At 69.0% G+C, this 20122-nt stretch carries 12 protein-coding genes and 2 pseudogenes; 8 read left to right on the plus strand and 6 right to left on the minus strand.

Translation table 11 applies throughout. The annotated features are described in order from the left end of the window. The first annotated feature begins 413 nt into the window (after positions 1 to 413). Both AB0D57_RS30220 and ptsP read left to right on the plus strand, forming a co-directional pair. Positions 414 to 863: a PTS glucose transporter subunit IIA gene (locus AB0D57_RS30220; protein ID WP_362079899.1), complete on the plus strand. Its 450-nt coding sequence runs from the start codon at positions 414 to 416 to the stop codon at positions 861 to 863. A 77-nt stretch (positions 864 to 940) separates the two neighbouring features. Next, positions 941 to 2611 (plus strand): phosphoenolpyruvate--protein phosphotransferase, encoded by a 1671-nt coding sequence (gene ptsP / locus AB0D57_RS30225; RefSeq protein WP_362079902.1) that lies wholly within the window; start codon positions 941 to 943, stop codon positions 2609 to 2611. A 68-nt stretch (positions 2612 to 2679) separates the two neighbouring features. Here the strand turns inward: ptsP and AB0D57_RS30230 are convergent, their stop codons facing one another. Beyond that, positions 2680 to 3573: a hypothetical protein gene (locus tag AB0D57_RS30230; protein WP_362079905.1), complete on the minus strand. Its 894-nt coding sequence runs from the start codon at positions 3571 to 3573 to the stop codon at positions 2680 to 2682. 313 nt (positions 3574 to 3886) lie between these two features. Then, positions 3887 to 5854: an acetoacetate--CoA ligase gene (locus AB0D57_RS30235; RefSeq protein ID WP_362079908.1), complete on the minus strand. Its 1968-nt coding sequence runs from the start codon at positions 5852 to 5854 to the stop codon at positions 3887 to 3889. Between the two features lie 204 nt (positions 5855 to 6058). On the opposite strand from AB0D57_RS30235, the gene AB0D57_RS30240 reads away from it, so the two are divergent. Beyond that, the gene (locus AB0D57_RS30240) at positions 6059 to 8437 is read left to right on the plus strand and encodes a TIM-barrel domain-containing protein (RefSeq protein WP_362079911.1); all 2379 of its coding nucleotides are present in this window, start codon (positions 6059 to 6061) and stop codon (positions 8435 to 8437) included. 19 nt (positions 8438 to 8456) lie between these two features. On the opposite strand, the gene AB0D57_RS30245 is transcribed toward AB0D57_RS30240, so the two are convergent. After that, positions 8457 to 8993, minus strand: coding sequence for an NUDIX domain-containing protein (locus AB0D57_RS30245; protein WP_362079914.1), 537 nt, complete (start codon positions 8991 to 8993; stop codon positions 8457 to 8459). 101 nt (positions 8994 to 9094) lie between these two features. Then, complete coding sequence (locus tag AB0D57_RS30250) at positions 9095 to 9904, minus strand: M15 family metallopeptidase (RefSeq protein WP_362079917.1); 810 nt, start codon at positions 9902 to 9904, stop codon at positions 9095 to 9097. Between the two features lie 247 nt (positions 9905 to 10151). On the opposite strand from AB0D57_RS30250, the gene AB0D57_RS30255 reads away from it, so the two are divergent. From AB0D57_RS30255 to glpK, 5 genes and pseudogenes are all read left to right on the plus strand, one after another. Next, a complete protein-coding gene (locus AB0D57_RS30255; RefSeq protein ID WP_362080023.1) occupies positions 10152 to 10580 on the plus strand; it encodes a zinc ribbon domain-containing protein in 429 nt (142 codons plus the stop codon). Positions 10581 to 10608: 28 nt separating this feature from the next. After that, entirely contained in the window at positions 10609 to 11799 is a 1191-nt protein-coding gene (locus tag AB0D57_RS30260; protein WP_362079920.1) for a lipid-transfer protein, read from the plus strand. A gap of 180 nt (positions 11800 to 11979) precedes the next feature. Continuing rightward, positions 11980 to 12966, plus strand: a pseudogene (locus tag AB0D57_RS30265) (EAL domain-containing protein); the annotation flags it as partial. 564 nt (positions 12967 to 13530) lie between these two features. Further along, positions 13531 to 14223, plus strand: a pseudogene (locus AB0D57_RS30270) (MIP/aquaporin family protein). Beyond that, complete coding sequence (gene glpK, locus AB0D57_RS30275; RefSeq protein ID WP_362079923.1) at positions 14220 to 15740, plus strand: glycerol kinase GlpK; 1521 nt, start codon at positions 14220 to 14222, stop codon at positions 15738 to 15740. The pseudogene AB0D57_RS30270 and the gene glpK overlap by 4 nt, the downstream one beginning before the upstream one ends. Before the next feature lie 129 nt (positions 15741 to 15869). Here glpK and AB0D57_RS30280 read toward each other — a convergent pair whose 3' ends face one another. Continuing rightward, positions 15870 to 16475 carry an ATP/GTP-binding protein gene (locus tag AB0D57_RS30280; RefSeq protein ID WP_362079927.1) on the minus strand — a complete coding sequence of 202 codons (606 nt, stop codon included), beginning with the start codon at positions 16473 to 16475 and terminating at the stop codon, positions 15870 to 15872. Next, positions 16456 to 20103 (minus strand): hydantoinase B/oxoprolinase family protein, encoded by a 3648-nt coding sequence (locus AB0D57_RS30285; RefSeq protein ID WP_362079930.1) that lies wholly within the window; start codon positions 20101 to 20103, stop codon positions 16456 to 16458. Before AB0D57_RS30285 ends, AB0D57_RS30280 begins: the two co-directional genes overlap by 20 nt. Positions 20104 to 20122 lie beyond the last annotated feature (19 nt).

Raw genomic sequence — 20122 nt, forward strand, 5'->3', positions numbered from 1 at the left:
TTTTGGCACGCTGTTGAGTTCTCAAGGAACGGACGCTTCCTTTGTACTCACCCGAGAGACTCTCTCAGGCTTTCCTCCGGGCGCTTCCCTTCGGTGTTCCAAACTCTATCAGTGATTTTCCGTCTCTCTGACCACGGTCCTGCAGGCATGCAGAACCAGACCCCGAGATAGGATCTGACAAGTTGGGTACTGCCAGGCAAGAACGCTTGCTCGCGTCGCTCGGCCTCAAGCAGGAGTACGACTCTACATGGGGGTTTGGAGCGGGCGCAAATCGTTTGCGCCGTACTCTACGGCCGCCAACCGTCACCTCTCATGCGGAACCGCCACTTCATATGACATACGCTGCTGAGCAGTGCGCCGTCCCGTACAGGCAGTGACGGCCCATATGAATCTCCACCCCTGGGAGGCTTCCCATGACCACCGTGACGTCCCCGCTTGCGGGACGCGCCATCGGACTCGCCGCGGTACCGGATCCCGTCTTCTCCGGGGCGATGGTAGGCCCCGGCATGGCGATCGACCCCGTTCGCGAGCCCTCGGAGGCTGTTGCCCCCGTGGACGGAGTAATTGTCTCGCTCCACCCCCATGCCTTCGTCGTCGTCGACGGACAGGGGCACGGTGTGCTGACACACCTGGGTATCGACACCGTGCAGCTCAACGGCGAGGGCTTCGAACTGCTCGCCAACAAGGGTGACACCGTGACGCGCGGTCAGGCCGTCGTGCGCTGGAACCCCGCTGCCGTCGAGCAGGCCGGTAAGTCCCCGATCTGCCCGGTCGTGGCGCTCGAGGCCACGGCCGACTCTCTCTCCAATGTCCGCGATGACGACGATGTGAAGGTCGGCGACGAGCTCTTCGGCTGGCAGTGACATCAGTGCCGTCATAGACGGCAAGTTCGACAACCACCGCGGCGGCGGGACGCGCCGCACTATCGGAGACGGGTGAGATGGAGACAACGCTGCGAGGCGTCGGCGTGAGCCACGGTGTGGCGATCGGCGAGGTTCGGCACATGGGAACGGCGGTACTTGAACCGCCTGCCAAGCAGATCCCGGCGGAGGACGCGGGGCGCGAACAGGGGCGTGCCCGCAAGGCCGTCGAGGCGGTGGCGGCCGACCTGATGGCGCGCGGCAATCTGGCGGGGGGCGAAGCCCAGGCGGTGCTCGAGGCACAGGCCATGATGGCTCAGGACCCGGAGCTGATGGCGGACGTGGACAGGCGTATCGCAGTCGGCAGCACGGCCGAGCGCGCCGTCTATGACGCGTTCGCCGCTTACCGCGCATTGCTGGCCGGTGCCGGCGAGTACCTCGCGGGTCGCGTGGCCGACCTCGACGACGTGCGGAACCGTATCGTCGCCCGGCTGCTGGGGGTGCCCATGCCGGGTGTCCCGGACAGCGACGAGCCATACGTTCTTATTGCCCGTGACCTCGCGCCCGCGGACACGGCGCTGCTCGACCCGACTCTCGTCCTGGGTTTTGTCACCGAGGAGGGCGGGCCGACGAGTCACAGCGCGATCCTGGCGCGGGCACTCGGTGTACCCGCCGTGGTCGCTCTGCCCGGCGCCGGTGAACTCGCCGAGGGCACAGTGATCGCTGTCGACGGCAGCACCGGTGAGATCTTCGTGGAGCCGAGCGCCGAAAAGAAGGCACAGCTGGAGACTGCCGCGGCAGCGCGCAAGGCGGCGCTGTCGGCCTCCACCGGTCCCGGTGCGACCTCCGACGGACACAAGGTGCCGCTGCTGGCCAACATCGGCGGCCCCGCGGACGTGCCGGCGGCCGTCGAGGCAGGGGCCGAGGGCGTCGGTCTGTTCCGTACCGAGTTCCTCTTCCTGGACGACAGCAAGCAGGCGCCGTCCGAGGAGAAGCAGGTCGAGGCGTACCGACAGGTGCTCGAGGCGTTCCCCGAGGGGCGTGTCGTGGTGCGGGTGCTGGACGCGGGCGCGGACAAACCTCTCGACTTCCTTACTCCCGCCGACGAGCCGAACCCGGCGCTGGGTGTGCGGGGTCTACGCACCCTGCTCGACCACCCCGACGTGCTGCGTACGCAGCTCACAGCGCTCGCGAAGGCTTCCGAGGGGTTGCCGGTCTACCTCGAAGTGATGGCTCCGATGGTCGCCGACCGCACCGACGCCAAGGCGTTCGCGGACGCGTGCCGTACCGCCGGGTTGCAGGCGAAATTCGGTGCGATGGTGGAGATTCCGTCGGCCGCGCTGCGGGCGCGGTCGATCCTGCAGGAGGTCGAGTTCCTGTCTCTGGGGACCAACGATCTTGCGCAGTACACCTTTGCGGCCGACCGGCAGGTGGGCGCGGTGTCCCGTCTGCAGGACCCGTGGCAGCCCGCGCTGCTTGACCTGGTCACGCTGTCTGCCGAGGCAGCGAAGGCCGAGGGCAAGAGCTGTGGTGTCTGTGGCGAGGCCGCGTCCGACCCTCTGCTCGCGTGTGTACTGACCGGTCTGGGGGTCACCTCCCTGTCGATGGGGGCCGCGTCGATTCCCTATGTCCGAGCAACGCTCGCCAAGTACACGTTGGCGCAGTGCGAGCGTGCCGCCGCGGCCGCGCGTGCCGCGGACACGGCCGAAGAGGCGCGCGCCGCGGCACAGGCGGTGCTGTCCGGCGAGTAGCTGGATCACATCGTCCAGCGACGCTTGCCGAGGGGCGCTCCACCTGCGGGTGGGGCGCCCCTTCGCGTTCAGTGCGTGTGGCCCGTCCCTTCTCCCTCCTGTCCGAGGTCGGGCGGTACGCAGTAGTCCACGCCTGATTCCGGTGAGACGAGGTCTCCGGATGCTGCGTCGGTGCAATAGGCGTCGAAGACTTCTCCGGCGGTGAGGGGTTCCAGTCCTTCGCCACGCAGCCGCCATCCGTAGACGCGGTCGGTCGTGTCGGGGGCAATGGTGCGCATGACGAGTCCTCCGGCGCTCCGGGTGGCGATGCCAAGGGCCAGGACAGTGGTGAATTCGAGGGCCTCTGCCTCGTCGAGGCGCGTGGTGCCGTCTGCGTCGTCGTCGGCTCGGAGTACGGCGAGCAGTGTTTCGGGTGCCGCGGAGACGCTGCACACGAGGTGATGTTCTCCTGGGCTCGCGGTGTCGAGGACGCGGGAGAGCAGATGGGAGGCTCGGGCGAAGGACGCGCGTCCGATGTCCTCTCCGCAGGCCGCACAGCTGCCGACGCGGGCCAGAAGTGTGGTCGCATACTCCCAGGTCGCTTTACGGACGGCCTCGTCGACAAGGTCCGGGACGAGTTCGGCGAGGGGCTGCCCCTGGTACGGAACGGTGGGGCCCGTGGCGGCCAGTTCTGCGGTGAAGCGTGTCCGGCTGGCGGCGGCGTCAGGTTCCAGGCCGCTGTCGGCGCAGAACTCCGCGTACTCCTCGGGGTCGAAGAGTGCCACTGTGGTGTGGCTGCCCTGGGCCGCAAGGGTCCTGAGCAGGGACTCCACCTGCTGAAGGTAGGTCGTGTGGTCGTCGAAGGTGAAGGTGCGGTAGCGCCGCATCGCCGTGAAGTCGTGCTCGTCCGTCAGCAGACCGATGGTGCCGGCGATTTCGCGGCGCAGGACGTGTCGCATGGTCCGGTGTTCGGTGTGCGCCATGTTTCCCCCTGTGCGCAGTCGATCAATGTTCACTCACAGTAACTGGCAGCACTGACAATGCAGGGACGACGAGGTGGTCGCGCACCACGCGATGCCGGAAACAGGCAGGTCAAAGCGATGGTCGCGCCACGGTGGCCCTGCCGATGAGGTCGGTCGCAATGGCTGTGGTGACGGCGAGTGATCCGATACTGCGCTGGGCGCCTGGCACGACTCCTGAGCCCCCGAAGGCGCCCTCGGCCGTGCCGGTGCGAGGGATACGTCAGTTCCCAGGAAGGCTGCACTCAGCAGGCCCGAGGCGTCCTATCGAGGTTGGTCAACCGCGCTCGCGGGCCAGGTCTTCGTAGAAGCGCAGCAGTTCGACGTTGTCCACAGAGCCCAAGTTGACCGCCTTCTCCAAAGGTGCGCCCTGGAGGAGGCGTTTGACGGGGACCTCGATGCGCTTGCCCGTGAGGGTGTGCGGGACTCCCGGTACTTCGATGACCTCGTCGGGAACGTGGCGCGGTGAGAGCTCTTCACGGATGGTCTGCTTGATGCGGTTCAAGAGGGCCTCGTCGAGTTCGGCTCCGGGGGCGAGGTGGACGAAGAGGGGCATCCAGTAGCCACCGTCGGGCTGTTCGATGCCGATGACGAGCGACTCCTTGATCTCCGGGAGACGTTCGACCGCTTCGTAGATGTCGGCCGATCCCATGCGCACGCCTTGGCGGTTGAGCGTCGAGTCGGAGCGACCGTGGATGACGACGGAGCCGCGCGAGGTGACGGTGATCCAGTCGCCGTGGCGCCACACTCCGGGGTACATGTCGAAGTAGCTGTCGTGGTATCGGCTGCCGTCGGGGTCGTTCCAGAAGCGGATGGGCATGGACGGCATCGGGTTGGTGACCACGAGTTCACCGACTTCGTCGGTGAGGGGTTTGCCGCTGGGGTCCCAGGACTGAAGGTCGGTGCCGAGGCCGGGTGCCTGGAGTTCGCCGATGAACACCGGCAGTGTGGGTACGGCTCCTGCGAAGCAGGAGCACACGTCCGTGCCTCCACTGACGGAGGCGATCCACAGGTCCTCGCGGACCTCGTCGTGCAGCCAGCGGAAGCCGTCGGGCGGCAGGGGCGAGCCGGTGGTCGCCACGCACCGCACGCGTGTGAGGTCGAAGTCACGGGAGGGGTGGACGCCCGCCTTGCGGCACGCCATGACGTAGGCGGCGGACGTGCCGAAGAGAGTCGCTCCCGTACGTTCGGCGATGCGCCACTGGGCACCCGTGTCCGGATAGCCGGGACTTCCGTCGTACAGGACGATCGTGGTGCCCGTGAGCAGGCCGGAGACGAGGAAGTTCCACATCATCCAGCCGGTGGACGTGTACCAGAAGAAGCGGTCCTCGGAGCCCAGGTCGCAGTGCAGGCCCAACTGCTTGAGGTGCTCGACGAGAATGCCGCCCTGGGACTGGACGATGGCCTTGGGAAGGCCGGTCGTGCCGGAGGAGTAGAGCACCCACAAGGGGTGGTCGAAGGGAACCTGTTCGAAGTCGGGCTCGACGTCGGCGGAGGTCAGGGCGTACCAATCCAGAGCGCCTTCGGGCGCCTCGGTGCCGAGCAGCGGGATGTGGACGACGGCGCGCAGGGTCGGCAGTTCGCGGCGCAGCTCGGCGACTACGTCGCGTCGGTCGTGCTCCTTGCCGCCGTACCGGTAGCCGTCGACCGTAAAGAGCACGACGGGTTCGACCTGCTGGAAGCGGTCGAGGACACTGCGGGCGCCGAAGTCGGGGGCGCAGGAGGTCCACACGCCTCCGACGGCGGCCGTGGCGAGGAGGGCGACGACGGCCTGCGGGATGTTCGGGAGATAGCCGCTGACACGGTCTCCGGGGCGTACGCCGAGGGCGCGCAGTTCGGCGGCCAGGGAGCCGACCTGGCGGCGCAGCTCTGTCCAGCTCACCGGGGTCGGTTCGTGGCCCTCGTCGACGTACAGGAGTGCTGGTTCGTCCATGCGGGTCTCGGCCGTGCGCAGGGCGTGCTCGGCGTAATTGAGCGTTGCCCCGGGGAACCACTCGGCACCGGGCATGGAGCGGTTGCCGAGCACGCGCGCGTAGGGGGTCGAAAACCGTACGTCGAACCACTCGGTGACGGCTTTCCAGAACGTGTCCAGTTCGTCCACGGACCAGCGGTGCAGCGCCGTGTAGCCGCCGCCGGACGGGGCTCCGTGGTTCTTGGAGGCCCAGGCCTGGAACTTGGTGATCTGCGCCTGGGCGATGCGTTCTGGTTCGGGCTCCCAGAGCGGTGAGGCGTTCGCGGTGGACATGGGGCGGCTCCCGGACTGTGTGCGTCGGTCGCGCACGAGTTGGGGTGTGCGCGTCACGCGGCTGACACGGACGATGCCATGTGATCGACTTCTGCACCAGGGTGCGCCACGCATGGCCAGCGGCGTGAAGATGTGCCCCCACCACGGGTGAACGGCAGTTGAACGACTCACCCATATGGGGCAGGCAATGGCAGGGTGAGCAGCATGGACGGTCGTGACCTGGTGCGTTCGGTGAAGGTGGTCGGTTCCACGGGGGCGGCCCAGAGGTTGCGTACCGTGCGTGCGGCATGGCGAAGGAAGCGTGCCGACGCCGCCGGGCTGCCGCAGCGGGGTGCCGAGCGGGCGCGGGTGCCGGGCCCGGTGCAGGGTGTGGAGACCGGGCCCGGGGGCGGTGTCGTCCGGTTCAGCCGGTCCGAGCTGCGGATCACGGTCGCGGTGGGCGGAGCGGTGTTCTGGGGCTGGGACGGAGCCCGTCCCGAGCCGTCGTACGCGCTCGCGGGCCGCTGCCCGGAGCCGGACCCGCGGGCCGTCCTGGAGCCCGACAAGGACGGTGGCTGGCGGGTGGTGGCCGAGCGGGTGACGGTCGTCGTCTCGCGGCACGGTGCCGTCGAGGTGCGCACCCCTGGTGGTGTGATCCTGCGCCGCGATCTGCCGCCTCGTTGGTGGGAGCACGTCGACGGGGGCGCAGCACGCTGGATGCAACGCTCCGAAGTGGCCGCCGACGCACGGTTCTTCGGTCTGGGCGGGCGGGCGGCGGGACCCACGTTGCGCGAGGGGACGTACCGGCTGTGGAACACGGATCCCGGCCACGCGTTCGCGCCGGGCGAGGACCCGCTGTACATCACGATGCCCGTGCAGATGGTGGTCGCCGACGCGGGCACGCACTTGGTGTTCCACGACACTTCGTGGGACGGCACGGTGACCTTGCGCGAGGGCGAGGAGGGTGCGGGCTCCGGGCACGACCGGTCAGGGACGTGCGAGTTGCGGATGGACGGCGGCCCACTGCGCTGCTGGGTGATGGTGGGTACCCCCGCACGCGTGCTGCATGCCTGGGCCTCACTCACCGGGGCGCCCGCGCTGCCGCCCGCGTGGGCGCTGGGGCACCATCACGCTCGGTGGGGTTTCGGCAACGAGCAGGAGGTGCGACGGATCGTGGCGGGTTATCACGAGCGCGGTCTGCCCCTCGACGCGGTCCATCTGGACATCGACCACTACGACGCACACCAGGTGTTCACGGTCGACCGGAAGCGCTTTCCGAAACTGCCGGAGCTCGCCAGGGAGCTGCGCCGCGACGGCATCCGGCTCGTGTCGATCGTCGACCCGGCGGTCAAGGCCGAGCCCGGCAACGCCGTGTATGACAGCGGCTCCACCGAGGACGCTTTCGTACGGGATGCCTCGGGACGGCTCGTGCGGGGTGTCGTATGGCCCGGGGAGTCGGTCTATCCGGACTTCACGCACGCGCGCGTGCGGCGGTGGTGGGGCGGGCTCTACGAGGAGCGGCTGGCGCAGGGGTTCGCGGGGTTCTGGCACGACATGAACGAGCCGACGTCGTTCACGGCGTTCGGGGAATCGACCCTGCCGCGTTCGGCGCGACACTCCCTGGAGGGACACGACGGTGACCATCGAGAGGCGCACAACGTGTACGCCCTGGGCATGGCGCGGGCCGCGTACGAGGGCCTGCACGAACTGACCCCCCAGGTGCGGCCCTTCCTCTTCTCGCGCTCCGGGTGGGCAGGAATGCAGCGCTACGGAGGGACCTGGTCCGGAGACGTGGCCACGGGGTGGCCCGGATTGCGAGCGTCGCTGTCGCTGGTGATGGGGCTCGGGTTGTGCGGGGTGCCGTACTCGGGGCCCGATGTGGGCGGCTTCGACGGAAGCCCGTCGCCCGAGCTGTTTCTGCGGTGGCTCCAGCTCGGCGCGTACCTCCCGCTCTTCCGCACGCACGCGAGCCTGCGAGCGGGGCGCAGAGAGCCCTGGGAGTTCGGTGACGAGGTCCTGGCGCACGCGCGCGTGGCGCTCGTTGAGCGGCGGCGGCTGCTTCCGTACTTCATGACGCTTGCGCATCTGGCACGCCGCACTGGTGCACCGTATGTGCGGCCCGTGTGGTGGGGCGCGCCCGAGGACCGGGCACTGCGTGACTGCGAGGACGCGTTCCTGCTCGGCGACTGTCTCCTCGTGGCACCGGTGCTGGACCACGGGGCTGATCGGCGCGCGGTGCAACTGCCGCGGGGGCGTTGGTACGACACGGTCACCGAGAAGGCGTACGAAGGGCCGGCCCAGGTGCTGGTCGACGCCCCCCTTTCGCGGATTCCGGTGCTGGCGCGCGCGGGTGCCGTCGTGCCCGTTCGGGGTGTCGACGGCGGTGTGGAGCTGGAGGTGTGGGCTCCCGCGCAAGGGCGTGTCGGCGGCGGGCTCGTGGTGCCGGACACGGGCGACGGGTGGGACGAGCCGGAAGTCGAACGCTATGTGACGCGTTGGAAGGGGCAGCACGTGGTCGTCCGGCGGGACGGGGAGCGCGGCCCGAGCGAGCCGGGGTACCCGGTGCGGGTGCGGGGCCTCGGAGGCGCCGTGACGAAGCCCTGAGGGGCTCCACGGCGGCCTTTCAGGCGTACCGTCCCTCGAACCACGCGTGGACCGCCAAGGTGTGCAGTGGGAAGGCGAGTTCGGTCGGCCTGCGCAGCAGGTGCCAGCCCTCGGTCTCGTCCGTGGCGGCGGACGCCGGCAGTTCGGCAGCCGGGCGCGTCGGGAGGAGCCCGAAGAGCAGCAGGTGACCGGCGGGAGAGCTCATCGCGTCGGCGAGCCGCACCTCGTGGCTCGCCGCGTCGATACCCGTCTCCTCCTTGAGTTCCCGGACGACGGCGTGCCGCCAGTCCTCCCGGTAGTCGATGAATCCTCCGGGCAGCGCGATGCCTCCGCGCGCGGGAGCGATGGTCCGGGTGATGACGACCAGCGCGGTGCCGCCGGCGTCGTACACAGGTTGCAGGGCTACCGCGACCGGCAGTGGATTGCGGTAGGCCACGGTGTCACAGGCGGCGCAGGTGCGGGGCCAGCCGGAGACGCCCTCTCCGTAGGGTGTTCCGCAACTCGAACAGTGCGAGTCCGGCGCGAAGTCGGCGGATGGGTGCGAGGGTGCGGGCACGCCGCGGACTGTATCCGATCACGGCGACTCCTCTTCGGGGCGTCCTCGGTGCGGCTTCGGATGTCGGCCCGCCCCGTCGCCGGAGGGCGGGCCGGCATGGCTCAGTCGGACGAAGTCAGGGATTTTTTGGACACCGGGAAGTCGAAGTAGGTGTCCGGATACGACTCAGGCTTGTACGTGTAGTGCCACCATTCCTCGGCGAGGTTGACGAATCCGAGGTCCTCCAGGGTGCTCTTCAGGAGCAGTCTGTTGGCGCGCTGCGCACCCTGGATGCGCGGGTCCACGGTGTGGGAGAGGGTGTCGAAGCAGTCGAAGCCGGTCCCCATGTCCACGGAGTTGTCGGGGAACCGCTCGTCCTGGGGCGCGTAGCAGGGCACAAGGGGCTCGCCGGGGGTGTACGGCCTGGTCGGCTTCGCCGGCAACCTGACGATGGTGAGGTCCATGGTCGAGCCGCGGCTGTGTCCGGACTTCTCGGCGATGTAACCGTCCTCGAACAGGCGGGTCTTGTCGACCTGCGGATAGAACTCCGGTTTCATCGACTCGGCGTCGAGGTCCTCGGCCCAGCGGACGAAGTGGTCGACAGCGCGCTGCGGCCGGTAGCAGTCGTACACCTTGAGGGTGTAGCCCTTGCGCAGCAGCGCCACTTGGGCCTGGTGAAGGGCTTCGGCGGCGGGCCGGGTCAGGATGCAGATCGGCTGGAGGTAGCCGTCGATGCGCTCGCCCACGAAGTTGTGCGGCGTGAAGTAGCGCATCTCCTGGATGATCGTCGGGTCTACGGATCGCAGGGTTACGAAGTCCTCGGGGGCCTTCGGCTCGGGCGTCGCCCGGGCAGTGACCGAGGCCGAAGTCACGGCCAGCAGAGCGGTGAGTGTGGTCACCAGGCCGCGCACGGCGGTCGAAAGTCGTGTCATGTCCCCTCCATCTATCAGACGCGGGTTCCGTGCAGGAAGGGATCGCATACGGCCCACGCCATGCGGCAACAAGGGGCGGCCGGAACCACCCCCGTGGGCCCCGGCCGCCCCTCCCGATACTCCGACGCCCGGGGTGCCTGCATGGTTCTCCACATCACCCTGCCGATTTTCCGTTACCCATGGCAGACTTCTGACGATCCGTCAGCTCAAGCGCCATGGAGGGATCTTGTCACGTACACGCTCACCCGTGGTCACCGGATGGTTCGCCGGCGAGAGCGGGGACGACTTCCGTCTGCTCGGCACGCGCTGCTCGGCGTGCACCTCGGTCTTCTTCCCCCGCGAGGACGCCTTCTGTCGCAATCCGGGCTGTCGGGGCGGCGAGCTGATCGAGGTACCGCTGTCCCGGCGTGGTCGCGTCTGGTCGTACACGGACAGCAAGTACCGGCCTCCGTCACCGTATGTGACCGATCCGGAACTCTCATGGGAGCCCTGCGCGTTGATCGCTGTGGAGCTGGAATCCGAGCGGATCGTCGTACTCGGTCAGGCGGTTCCCGGGATCGCCGTCGCCGACCTGGCGGTGGGCATGGAGGTGGAGGTCGTCCCCGGCGTGCTGAACGAGGACGAGGAGACGACTTGGACGACATGGCACTGGCGGCCGACAGAGGGGACGGCATGAGGGGCATGAGGCCTACGGGGGTGACGGCATGAGCAGCGACGTGGCGGTGCTCGGCGCGGGCATGCACCCGTGGGGCAAGTGGGGGCGCAGCTTCGTCGAGTACGGGATCGTGGCGGCGCGCGCGGCGCTGGCCGACGCGGGTATCGACTGGCGGGACATCGGCTCGGTCGTGGGCGCGGCCACCGTGCGCGGCGGCTATCCCGGATATGTGGCGGGGGCGACATTCGCGAAGGCGCTGGGCTGGCAGGGCGCGCGGGTCACGAGTGTGTACGCGGCGTGCGCCTCCGGGGCGCAGGCACTCAACGCGGCGCGGGCGCAGATCCTTTCGGGTCTCGCCGACGTGGTGCTCGTGGTGGGCGCGGACGCGGCACCCAAGGGGTTCTTCCGTCCGGCGGGCGGGGACAGGCCGGACGATCCCGATTGGTTGCGGTTCCGGGTTCTCGGAGCGACGAATCCCACGTACTTCGGGCTCTACGCACGGCGGCGGATGGCTGTGCACGGGGACACTCTCGAGGATTTCGCGCACGTCAAGGTGAAAAACGCCGCCCAAGGGGCACTGAATCCGAACGCGCGGTACCAGACGAGGGTCACCGCTGAAGAGGTGGCGGGCTCCGCTGTCGTCTCCGATCCGCTGCGGCTGCTCGACATCTGCGCGACCTCCGACGGGGGCGCGGCTCTCGTGCTGTCGAGCATGGGGTTCGCGCGACGGCACGGGGCGGCTGATCCCGTGCGGATCCGCGCCGTGTCGACGGTGACGCCGCGCTACCCCAACACCGTGCTGGATCTCCCGGACATCGCCACGGACTCCGCGATCGCGGTGGAGCCCCCGGCCGACAGCTTCCGGGCATCGATCGCGCGGGCCGCGTACGAGGAGGCGGGCATCGCTCCCGAGGATCTCTCACTTGCCGAGGTGTACGACCTGTCCACGGCGCTGGAGTTGCAGTGGTACGAGGATCTGGGGCTGTGCGGTGAGGGCGGGGCGGCAAAGCTGCTGCGGGAAGGTGCCACGACGCTCGGCGGGCGCATACCAGTGAACGTCAGCGGTGGGCTGGCGTCCTTCGGGGAGGCGGTGCCGGCACAGGCCATCGCCCAGGTGTGCGAGCTGACATGGCAGCTGCGAGGCGATGCGGGCGACCGCCAGGTCGCCGGCGCGCGAGTGGGCATCACCGCGAACCAGGGGTTGTTCGGACACGGGTCATCGGTCATCGCCGTGCATTGAGTCGGCAGCCGCGCGTACGCCCGTACGCCCTCTCGGTGACCGCCACGTATGCCCATCTCGGTGGCCGTCCGTGCGCAAACGTCCGGCAATCCTGCGCACCCGGTGTGACGACCTCGGATTGCTGCGTGAACAGCTCATGAATCGCGCCCGGGCGTGCGCGGGCGGCGTCATTATGCTCCCGTGCCCTCCTGGACGGATACTGTCCGCTTCGCGTTCCAGCCGGTCGCCAATCTGACGACCGGAGGAATTGCGGCGCTGGAGATACTCGCTCGTCCGGATGCTGGTGACATCTTGGCGCAGGCCCGCCGGGACCCCGAGCTCGACGGTCGGCTGGCCGCTTTGGCGATCCGGGCGGCGGCCCGCAAGGAGACGCTGCTGCCGCTACATGTCAACGTGTTCGCAGGGACCCTGGCCGATCTCGGCAGACTGGCGGCGCTGCGCAACGCGGTGCGCGAAGCCTGCCGGCAGCCCTGGGAAGTGACGGTCGATGTCGGTCCGCCGTACACGCACGTGCCACAGCGCGCCCTGCTGGAGGCGGTTGCCGCGTTGCGGGCCGAGGGTTTCCGGATCTGCGCCGACGGGGTGGGCGACGGCGACGTACCGCTGCGGCTGCTCACGGATCTCGCGCCCGAGCTGGTGGAGCTCGACGTGTCCCTGCTCGCGCGGCCGGCGGCGGTGCGGGCGATGCGGACGCTGTGCGAGCAGTTGGGCGCACTGCTGTCGGTCGAGGGAGTCGAGACGGAGCTTCAGTGCGCGGCCGCGGTATCAGCGGGCGCGCAGCTGGCGCAAGGCGAGCTCTTCGCGCCGCCCGCCCGGCTGCCTGCGGCGGACGTATACGTTCCGGCCCTCTCCCCCGGCGTCACGGCGGCGCCCCGGTCGGGGCCGTCGGTACGGCAGTTCGTGCGACCGGCCGCGCTGCTGCCCGCGACGGCATCCGCGGGGCAGGTGCGGGCGCTGCTCACCGGATCGCCCGACGTGTCCGGGGTGCTGCTCGTGGATTCCTCCGGGGTCCCTGTCCGGTCGGTGCACAGGTCGCGGTTCCTGTTGTCGATGTCGGGGCCGTACGGGCATGCACTGTATGCCGACCGGCCGGCCGCCAAACTCGGCGATCCGCCACGTACCGTCGGTGTCGACGCCACCGCGTGGGAGGTGCTCGACGTGGTGGCGGACGGGGAGCGGGGGTTGGTGCGTGCAGCTGCAAGGCGGAGGAGGGAGGCGACGCGGAGCGTCGTTGACCGACGACAACGCCGCAGATGGGCGTGCCAAGCCCCGCTCACCGGCATGATCCGCCGGACAGGCCCTAGCCCTCACTCCCCGGGACTCGGGCCTGCGACGGGCGATGTTGGACACCTGTGGGACGGGGGTGGCGCGTGAGTCGGTCGGCCTGCGGCCAGACTGCCGGTGAGGCCCGTACGGGCCCGGATCTTGCCTCGTTCATGGCCTTCAACCGTTGCCGTCGCCGACCTTGACGCCCTCTGGGCGCCGGTGAACACTTCCGGGTGTCAATCGGCATCGCCGCATTCGGGCGCCTTCAGCCACCGCGCCGCTCGGGATTCCGACCTGCACCAAGGGCCGTCCCCACGGGCGATTCCGCTGCGACGGCACGCTCGTCACGGACACCGGGCGGGGCGCGGGACAGGACCTCGCTGCCCTCGGCTGAAGTAGCCATGGGAAACGCACCCTGCACGGTGGCCCGGGGCGGATCGCTCCGGGCGAGGTCTAGGAGCCGCCATGAGCAACGGAGACATATTTGTGGGCGAGTTGATCGGCACCGCGATTCTGAATTCTGTTCGGCGCGGGCGTCTGCGCCGCGGTCACCCTCAACAAGTCCAAGGCGCAGGGAGCCGGTTGGGTCGTCGGGTGGGGATTCGGCGTGCTCGCCGGCGCCTACACCTCGGCTCCGTGGGAGGACGTGCCCTTCTACATCCCGGGACAGTTCGCCGGCGCCATCATCGGATCCACGCTCTGCTGGCTGCTCTACCTGGGCCAGTTCAACTTCAACCTCAACGCCGACGACGACAACGCCATCGAGACTCTGGGCATCTTCTCGATCCGGCCCGAGATCAACCATCCCGTGCAGGACCTGATAAGCGAGATCATCGCGACCATCGGGCTGATGCTGCCCGTTCTGGCCATGGTCGGCGGCGACGAGCACGTGACGGGCATCGGCGACGCGGGACTGCCCGTCCTGCTCATCGCCCTTCTCGTTGCGGCATCGGCCTCGCGCTGGGCGGCCCCACCAGGTACGCCATCAACCCGGCCCGCGACCTTGGCCCGCGCCTCACCCACGCTTTACTGCCGATTCCCAACAAGGGCACCTCGGAATGGAGTTATTCCTGGATCCCGGTGGTCGGCCCGATCACGGGTGCCGCCATCGGCGGCCGCGATCTACCACGCAGCATTCTGACGAAGGGGACGTCATGACGGACAACGCCGAGAAGTACGTCGCCGCAATCGACCAGGGCACCACCTCGAGCCGCTGCATCATCTTCGACCGGGACGGCGCGATCGTCGCCGTCGACCAGCGCGAGCATCGCCAGATCTTCCCCAAGCCGGGCTGGGTGGAACACGACGCCACCGAGATCTGGTCCAAGGTGCAGGCGGTGGTCGCGGGAGCGATCGCCAAGGCCGGGCTGCGCGCCGAACAGCTCAGCGCGCTCGGCATCACCAACCAGCGCGAGACAACGGTCCTGTGGGACCGCGCCACCGGCAAACCCGTGCACAACGCGATCGTCTGGCAGGACACCAGGACCTCCGCGCTCTGCAATGAACTGGGCGGCTCGGACGGCCAGGACCGCTTCCGTGAGCAGACCGGACTGCCACTGGCCAGCTACTTCTCCGGGCCCAAGGCGACCTGGCTGCTCGACAACGTGCCGGGCCTTCGCGCACGCGCCGAGCGCGGCGAGATCGCCTTCGGGACCATCGACTCCTGGCTGATCTGGAATCTGACCGGCGGCACGGACGGCGGGCAGCACGTCACCGACGTCACCAATGCCGGGCGCACCATGCTGATGAACCTGGAGACCCTCCAGTGGGACCAGTCCATCCTCTCCGCGATGAACGTCCCCGAAGCCGTGCTGCCCGAGATCAGGTCTTCCGCCGAGGTGTACGGCACCGCGGTCGGCCAGCTCGCGGGCGTCCCCGTCGCGTCGGCGCTCGGCGACCAGCAGGCGGCGGTCTTCGGGCAGGCCTGCTACGACGTGGGTACAGCGAAGAACACGTACGGCACCGGCAGCTTCCTGCTGCTCAACACCGGCAACCGTCCCGTCCCCTCGAAGAACGGGCTGCTCACGACCATGGGCTACAAGATCGGCGGTGAGGCGCCCGTCTACTGTCTCGAGGGGGCGATCGCGATCACGGGTGCCCTCGTGCAGTGGTTCCGCGACCAGCTCGGCATCATCCGGACCGCCGATGAGATCGAGTCACTGGCCGCCAGTGTCGAGGACAACGGAGGAGCGTACATCGTGCCCGCTTTCTCCGGCCTGTTCGCGCCGTACTGGCGCTCCGACGCGCGGGGGGTCGTCACCGGACTCACGCGGTACGTCACGAAGGCACACCTCGCCCGCGCGGTCCTCGAGGCGACGAGCTGGCAGACCCGTGAGGTCGTGGACGCCATGTTCCAGGACTCCGGTGTGCAGATCACCACCCTGAAGGTGGACGGCGGCATGACCAAGAACAATTTGCTGATGCAGCACCAGGCGGATGTCCTCGGGGTGCCGGTGATCCGTCCCAAGGTCTCCGAGACAACGTGCCTGGGCGCGGCCTACGCGGCCGGGCTCGCGACCGGCGTGTGGAACGATCTCGACGAGCTGAAGTCGCATTGGCAGAAGGACGTCGAGTGGACGCCGTCCATGGAGGCCACCGTGCGCGACCGCGAGTACCAGAACTGGCGCAAGGCGGTGGAGAAGAGCTTCGGCTGGCACGAGGAGGGCCTGAGCTGACGAAGCTCGATGGGGGTCTACGCGCGCGTGCGCCCCGGGTGAGCCACGCGCGCGTGCAGGACCGCGGCCCGTACCCCGGTCGGCGGGGGTACGGGCCGTGTCGGCGCGTGTACGGGCCGCAGGCGTGGATCAGGTCGGGACCGACTCACGTCGATCGGCCGCATACGCCATCGCATGCTGGACGACCTCGATGAGGACCTCCTTGGCCGACTCCCGGTCGCGTGCGTCGCAGAGGACGACCGGCACGTCGTCATCGAGGTCGAGGGCCTGCCGGACGACTTCGGCCGGGTAACGGGCCGCTCCTTCGAAGCAGTTGACACCCATCACGAACGGTATGGAGCGCCGCTCGAAGTAGTCGACGGCGGCGAAGCAGTCCTCCAGGCGACGGGTGTCGGCGAGCACGACGGCGCCCAGCGAGCCGGTGGCCAGCTCGTCCCACAGGAACCAGAAGCGGTCCTGTCCCGGCGTCCCGAAGAGGTAGAGCACCAGGTCCTCGCGGAGCGTGATACGGCCGAAGTCCATGGCGACGGTGGTGGTGTGCTTGGCCTCCACACCGCTGGTGTCGTCGACCGGGCGGCCCGCCTCGGTGAGCACCTCTTCGGTGCGCAGCGGTTTGATCTCGCTGACCGCGCCGACGAGGGTCGTCTTGCCCACGCCGAAGCCGCCGGCCACCAGGATCTTGAGCGTGATGGGCTCGACCGGTGGCTTGCCGCGCTCAGAACGCCCGAAGATCATCGATCTCTTCTCCTGCTTGATGGGGGTCGCGTGACGGTGGGCCGTAGCCCCCGCCGCCAGGGGTTTCGATGACGAGTACGTCGTCGGGGCCGACGTCCGCCGTATCACTTCCGTCAAGTTCGACGACTGTGCCGTCCGCGTGCTCCACCCGGCTCGCGCCGAGCGCTCCGGGCTCACCGCCGGCCATGCCGTAGGGCGGGATCCTGCGGTGCTGGGAGAGCGTGGAGACGGTCATGGGCTCGTGGAACCGGATACGGCGCACGGCACCGTCCCCTCCGCTCCAGCGCCCCGCGCCGCCGCTGCCGCGCCGGATCGCGAATTCGTCGAGCTGGACCGGCAGTCGCCACTCCAGGACCTCGGGATCGGTGAGCCGCGAGTTGGTCATATGGGTCTGTACGACGGACGCGCCCGGGAAGCCGTCCCCGGCACCCGATCCGGAGGCCACGGTCTCGTAGTACTGGTACCGCTCATTGCCGAACGTGACGTTGTTCATCGTCCCGGAACCCTCGGCCTGCACTCTCAGGGCTCCGTACAGCGCGCCGGTGATCGCCTGGGACGTCTCCACGTTGCCCGCGACCACGGCTGCCGGGGGCTCGGGGGCGAGCATCGAACCGCGTGGCACCACGATGGCGAGAGGGCGCAGACAGCCGTCGTTGAGCGGGATGTCGTCGGCGACCAGGGTGCGGAAGACGTACAGGACGGCGGCGTTGACCACCGAGAAGGGCGCATTGAAGTTGGTGGTCAGTTGCGCGGAGGTACCGGTGAAGTCAACGGTTGCGGAGCGTTCTTCGCGGTCCACGCGGATGCTGACACGGATGACGGCCCCGGAGTCGGTCTCGTAGGCGAACTCACCGTCTTCGAGGGCGTCGATGACTCGGCGTACGGCTTCCTCGGCGTTGTCCTGGACGTGGCGCATATAGGCCTGGACGACATCGAGCCCGAAGTCCTCGATCATGCGTGCGACTTCGTCGACGCCCTTCTGGTTGGCGGCGATCTGGGCGCGTAGGTCGGCAAGGTTGGTCTTCGGGTTACGTGAGGGGTAGGGCGCCTCGGTGAGCAGACTGAGCGTCTCGGCTTCGCGGAAGCGGCCGTTCTCGGCGAGCAGCCAGTTGTCGAAGAGGATGCCCTCCTCCTCGATGACGCGGCTGTTCGCGGGCATGGAACCCGGTGCGATACCGCCGATCTCCGCATGGTGGCCGCGCGAGGCGACGTAGAACAGGATCCGCTCACCCTCCGTGTCGAACACCGGGGTGATCACGGTGACGTCGGGGAGGTGCGTGCCGCCGTGGTACGGGTCGTTGACCGCGTACGTGTCCCCCGGCCGCATGCTGTCGCCGCGCCGTCGGATGACCTCCTGCACGCTCGTACCCATCGATCCCAAGTGGACAGGGATGTGGGGGGCGTTGGCGACAAGGCTGCCGTCGGGGTCGAAGAGGGCGCAGGAGAAGTCCAGGCGCTCCTTGATGTTGACCGACTGGGCCGTGGATTCCAGGCGGGCGCCCATCTGTTCGGCGATGGACATGAAGAGGTTGTTGAAGACCTCAAGGAGAACCGGGTCCGATTCCGTGTCGAGATCGGAACTCTGCGTAACCGCCACGCGTTCCATGACCAGATGCCCGTCGTGGGTCGTCGCGGCCCGCCAGCCGTCGTCGACGACGGTCGTCGCACCGGACTCGGTGATGATCGCCGGGCCGGGGACCGTTTCACCGGGGGGCAATTCCTCCCGGCGGTGCAGGGGCACGTCTCTCCAGGTGCCGCCTGTGTGGAGGCTGGCCGTCTCCGGGGGGGCGGAGCGGCCTTCATAAGCGACCAGGGCGGAGAGATCGGGGGGTTCGGTGAGACCAGTGGCCTCTACGGAGAGGGCTTCCACGACGACTGGACGGTCGAGGGTGAAGGAGTAGGTGGCGCGATGGCGTTCTTCGAAGGCCTGACTCATGGCGTCGGGCTGGGTGAGCTCGACGGCGAGTGCCGTGTCCGTGCCGTCATAGCGGAGCTGAGCACGACGAGTGATGCGGATGCGGCCTTCGGGCACGTCCTCGGCGAGGAGTTCGGCCCGGGCGACGCCCTCCAAGTCGTCGGCGGTCTTGAGGATGCCGGGCATCGCGGAGGCTTCCAGGGGCGCTTCGACGGACTGCTCGCGCATGGCCGTCGTGTCGGCGAGTCCGATGCCGAGGGCGGAGAGGACACCGGCCATGGGTGGGACCAGGACGGTACGGATGCCGAGCGAGTCGGCGACCATGCACGCGTGCTGACCGCCCGCGCCACCGAAGGTGGTCAGCGCGTACCGGGTGATGTCGTGGCCCTTCTGGACCGAGATCCGCTTGACGGCGTTGGCGATATTGGCCACAGCGATCTGCAGGTAGCCCTCCGCGACCTGCTCCGGCGTGCGGTCGTCGCCGGTCTTCTCGTGGATCTCGCGGGCGAGGGCGGTGAACCGGTCACGGACCAGTGCGTCGTCGAGGGGCTGATCGCCGTCGGGTCCGAACACCCTTGGGAAATGGGCCGGTTGGATGCGGCCGAGTGCGACATTGGCGTCCGTCACGGTGAGCGGACCGCCGCCCCGATAGCAGGCCGGACCGGGGGCGGCGCCGGCCGAATCGGGTCCCACCCGGTAGCGGGAGCCGTCGAAGTGGAGCACCGAGCCGCCGCCCGCGGCGACCGTGTGGATATCCAGCATGGGCGCCCGCAGCCGGACCCCGGCGATCCGCGTGGTGAAGACCCGTTCGTACTCCCCCGCGAAGTGCGAGACGTCCGTGGACGTGCCACCCATGTCGAAGCCGATGACACGGTCGAAGCCGGCGAGCTGCGACATCCGGGCCATGCCGACGATGCCTCCCGCGGGGCCCGACAGGATGGCGTCCTTGCCGCGGAACTGGCCGGCTTCGGCAAGGCCTCCATTGGACTGCATGAACATCAGCCGCACGCCCTGGAGTTCATCGGCGACGTGCCGGACGTAGCGGCGCAGCACGGGCGACAGGTAGGCGTCGACGACGGCCGTGTCGCCACGCGGGACCAGCTTCATCAGCGGGCTGACCTCGCTGGAGAGCGAGATCTGCGGGAATCCGACAGCGGCGGCCAGGTCACCGACGGCCTGTTCGTGGGCGGGGTGGAGGTGGCTGTGCATGCAGACGACGGCGACGGCGCGGATCCCGGCGTCGTACGCCTCCTGGAGGGGCCCGGAGAGGGCGTCCAGATCGGGGGCGCGCAGGACGGTGCCGTCGGCGGCGATCCGCTCGTCCACCTCGACGACACGCTCGTACAGCAGCTCGGGCAGTTCGATCGCGCGCGCGAAGATGCGGGGGCGGTTCTGATAAGCGATACGCAGGGCGTCGCGGAAGCCTCGGGTGACGACAAGGAGGGTGCGCTCGCCCTTGCGTTCCAGCAGGGCGTTGGTGGCCACGGTGGTGCCCATGCGGACGGCCTCGATCCGCCCCCTTTCGCCGTCTGCTCCACCGGCTCCACGACCGCCCTCTGCCAGGAGTTCGCGGACGCCCGCGACCGCCGCGTCCCTGTATCGGGCGGGGTTGTCGGACAGCAGTTTGTGGGTGAGCAGACGGCCGTCCGGGCGCCGCGCGACGATGTCGGTGAAGGTGCCGCCTCGGTCGACCCAGAACTGCCAGCCTGTCACGTCTGTCCCCTGCTTCCGC

Source organism: Streptomyces sp. NPDC048275 (assembly GCF_040652275.1).
In the GTDB taxonomy this organism is placed as follows: domain Bacteria; phylum Actinomycetota; class Actinomycetes; order Streptomycetales; family Streptomycetaceae; genus Streptomyces.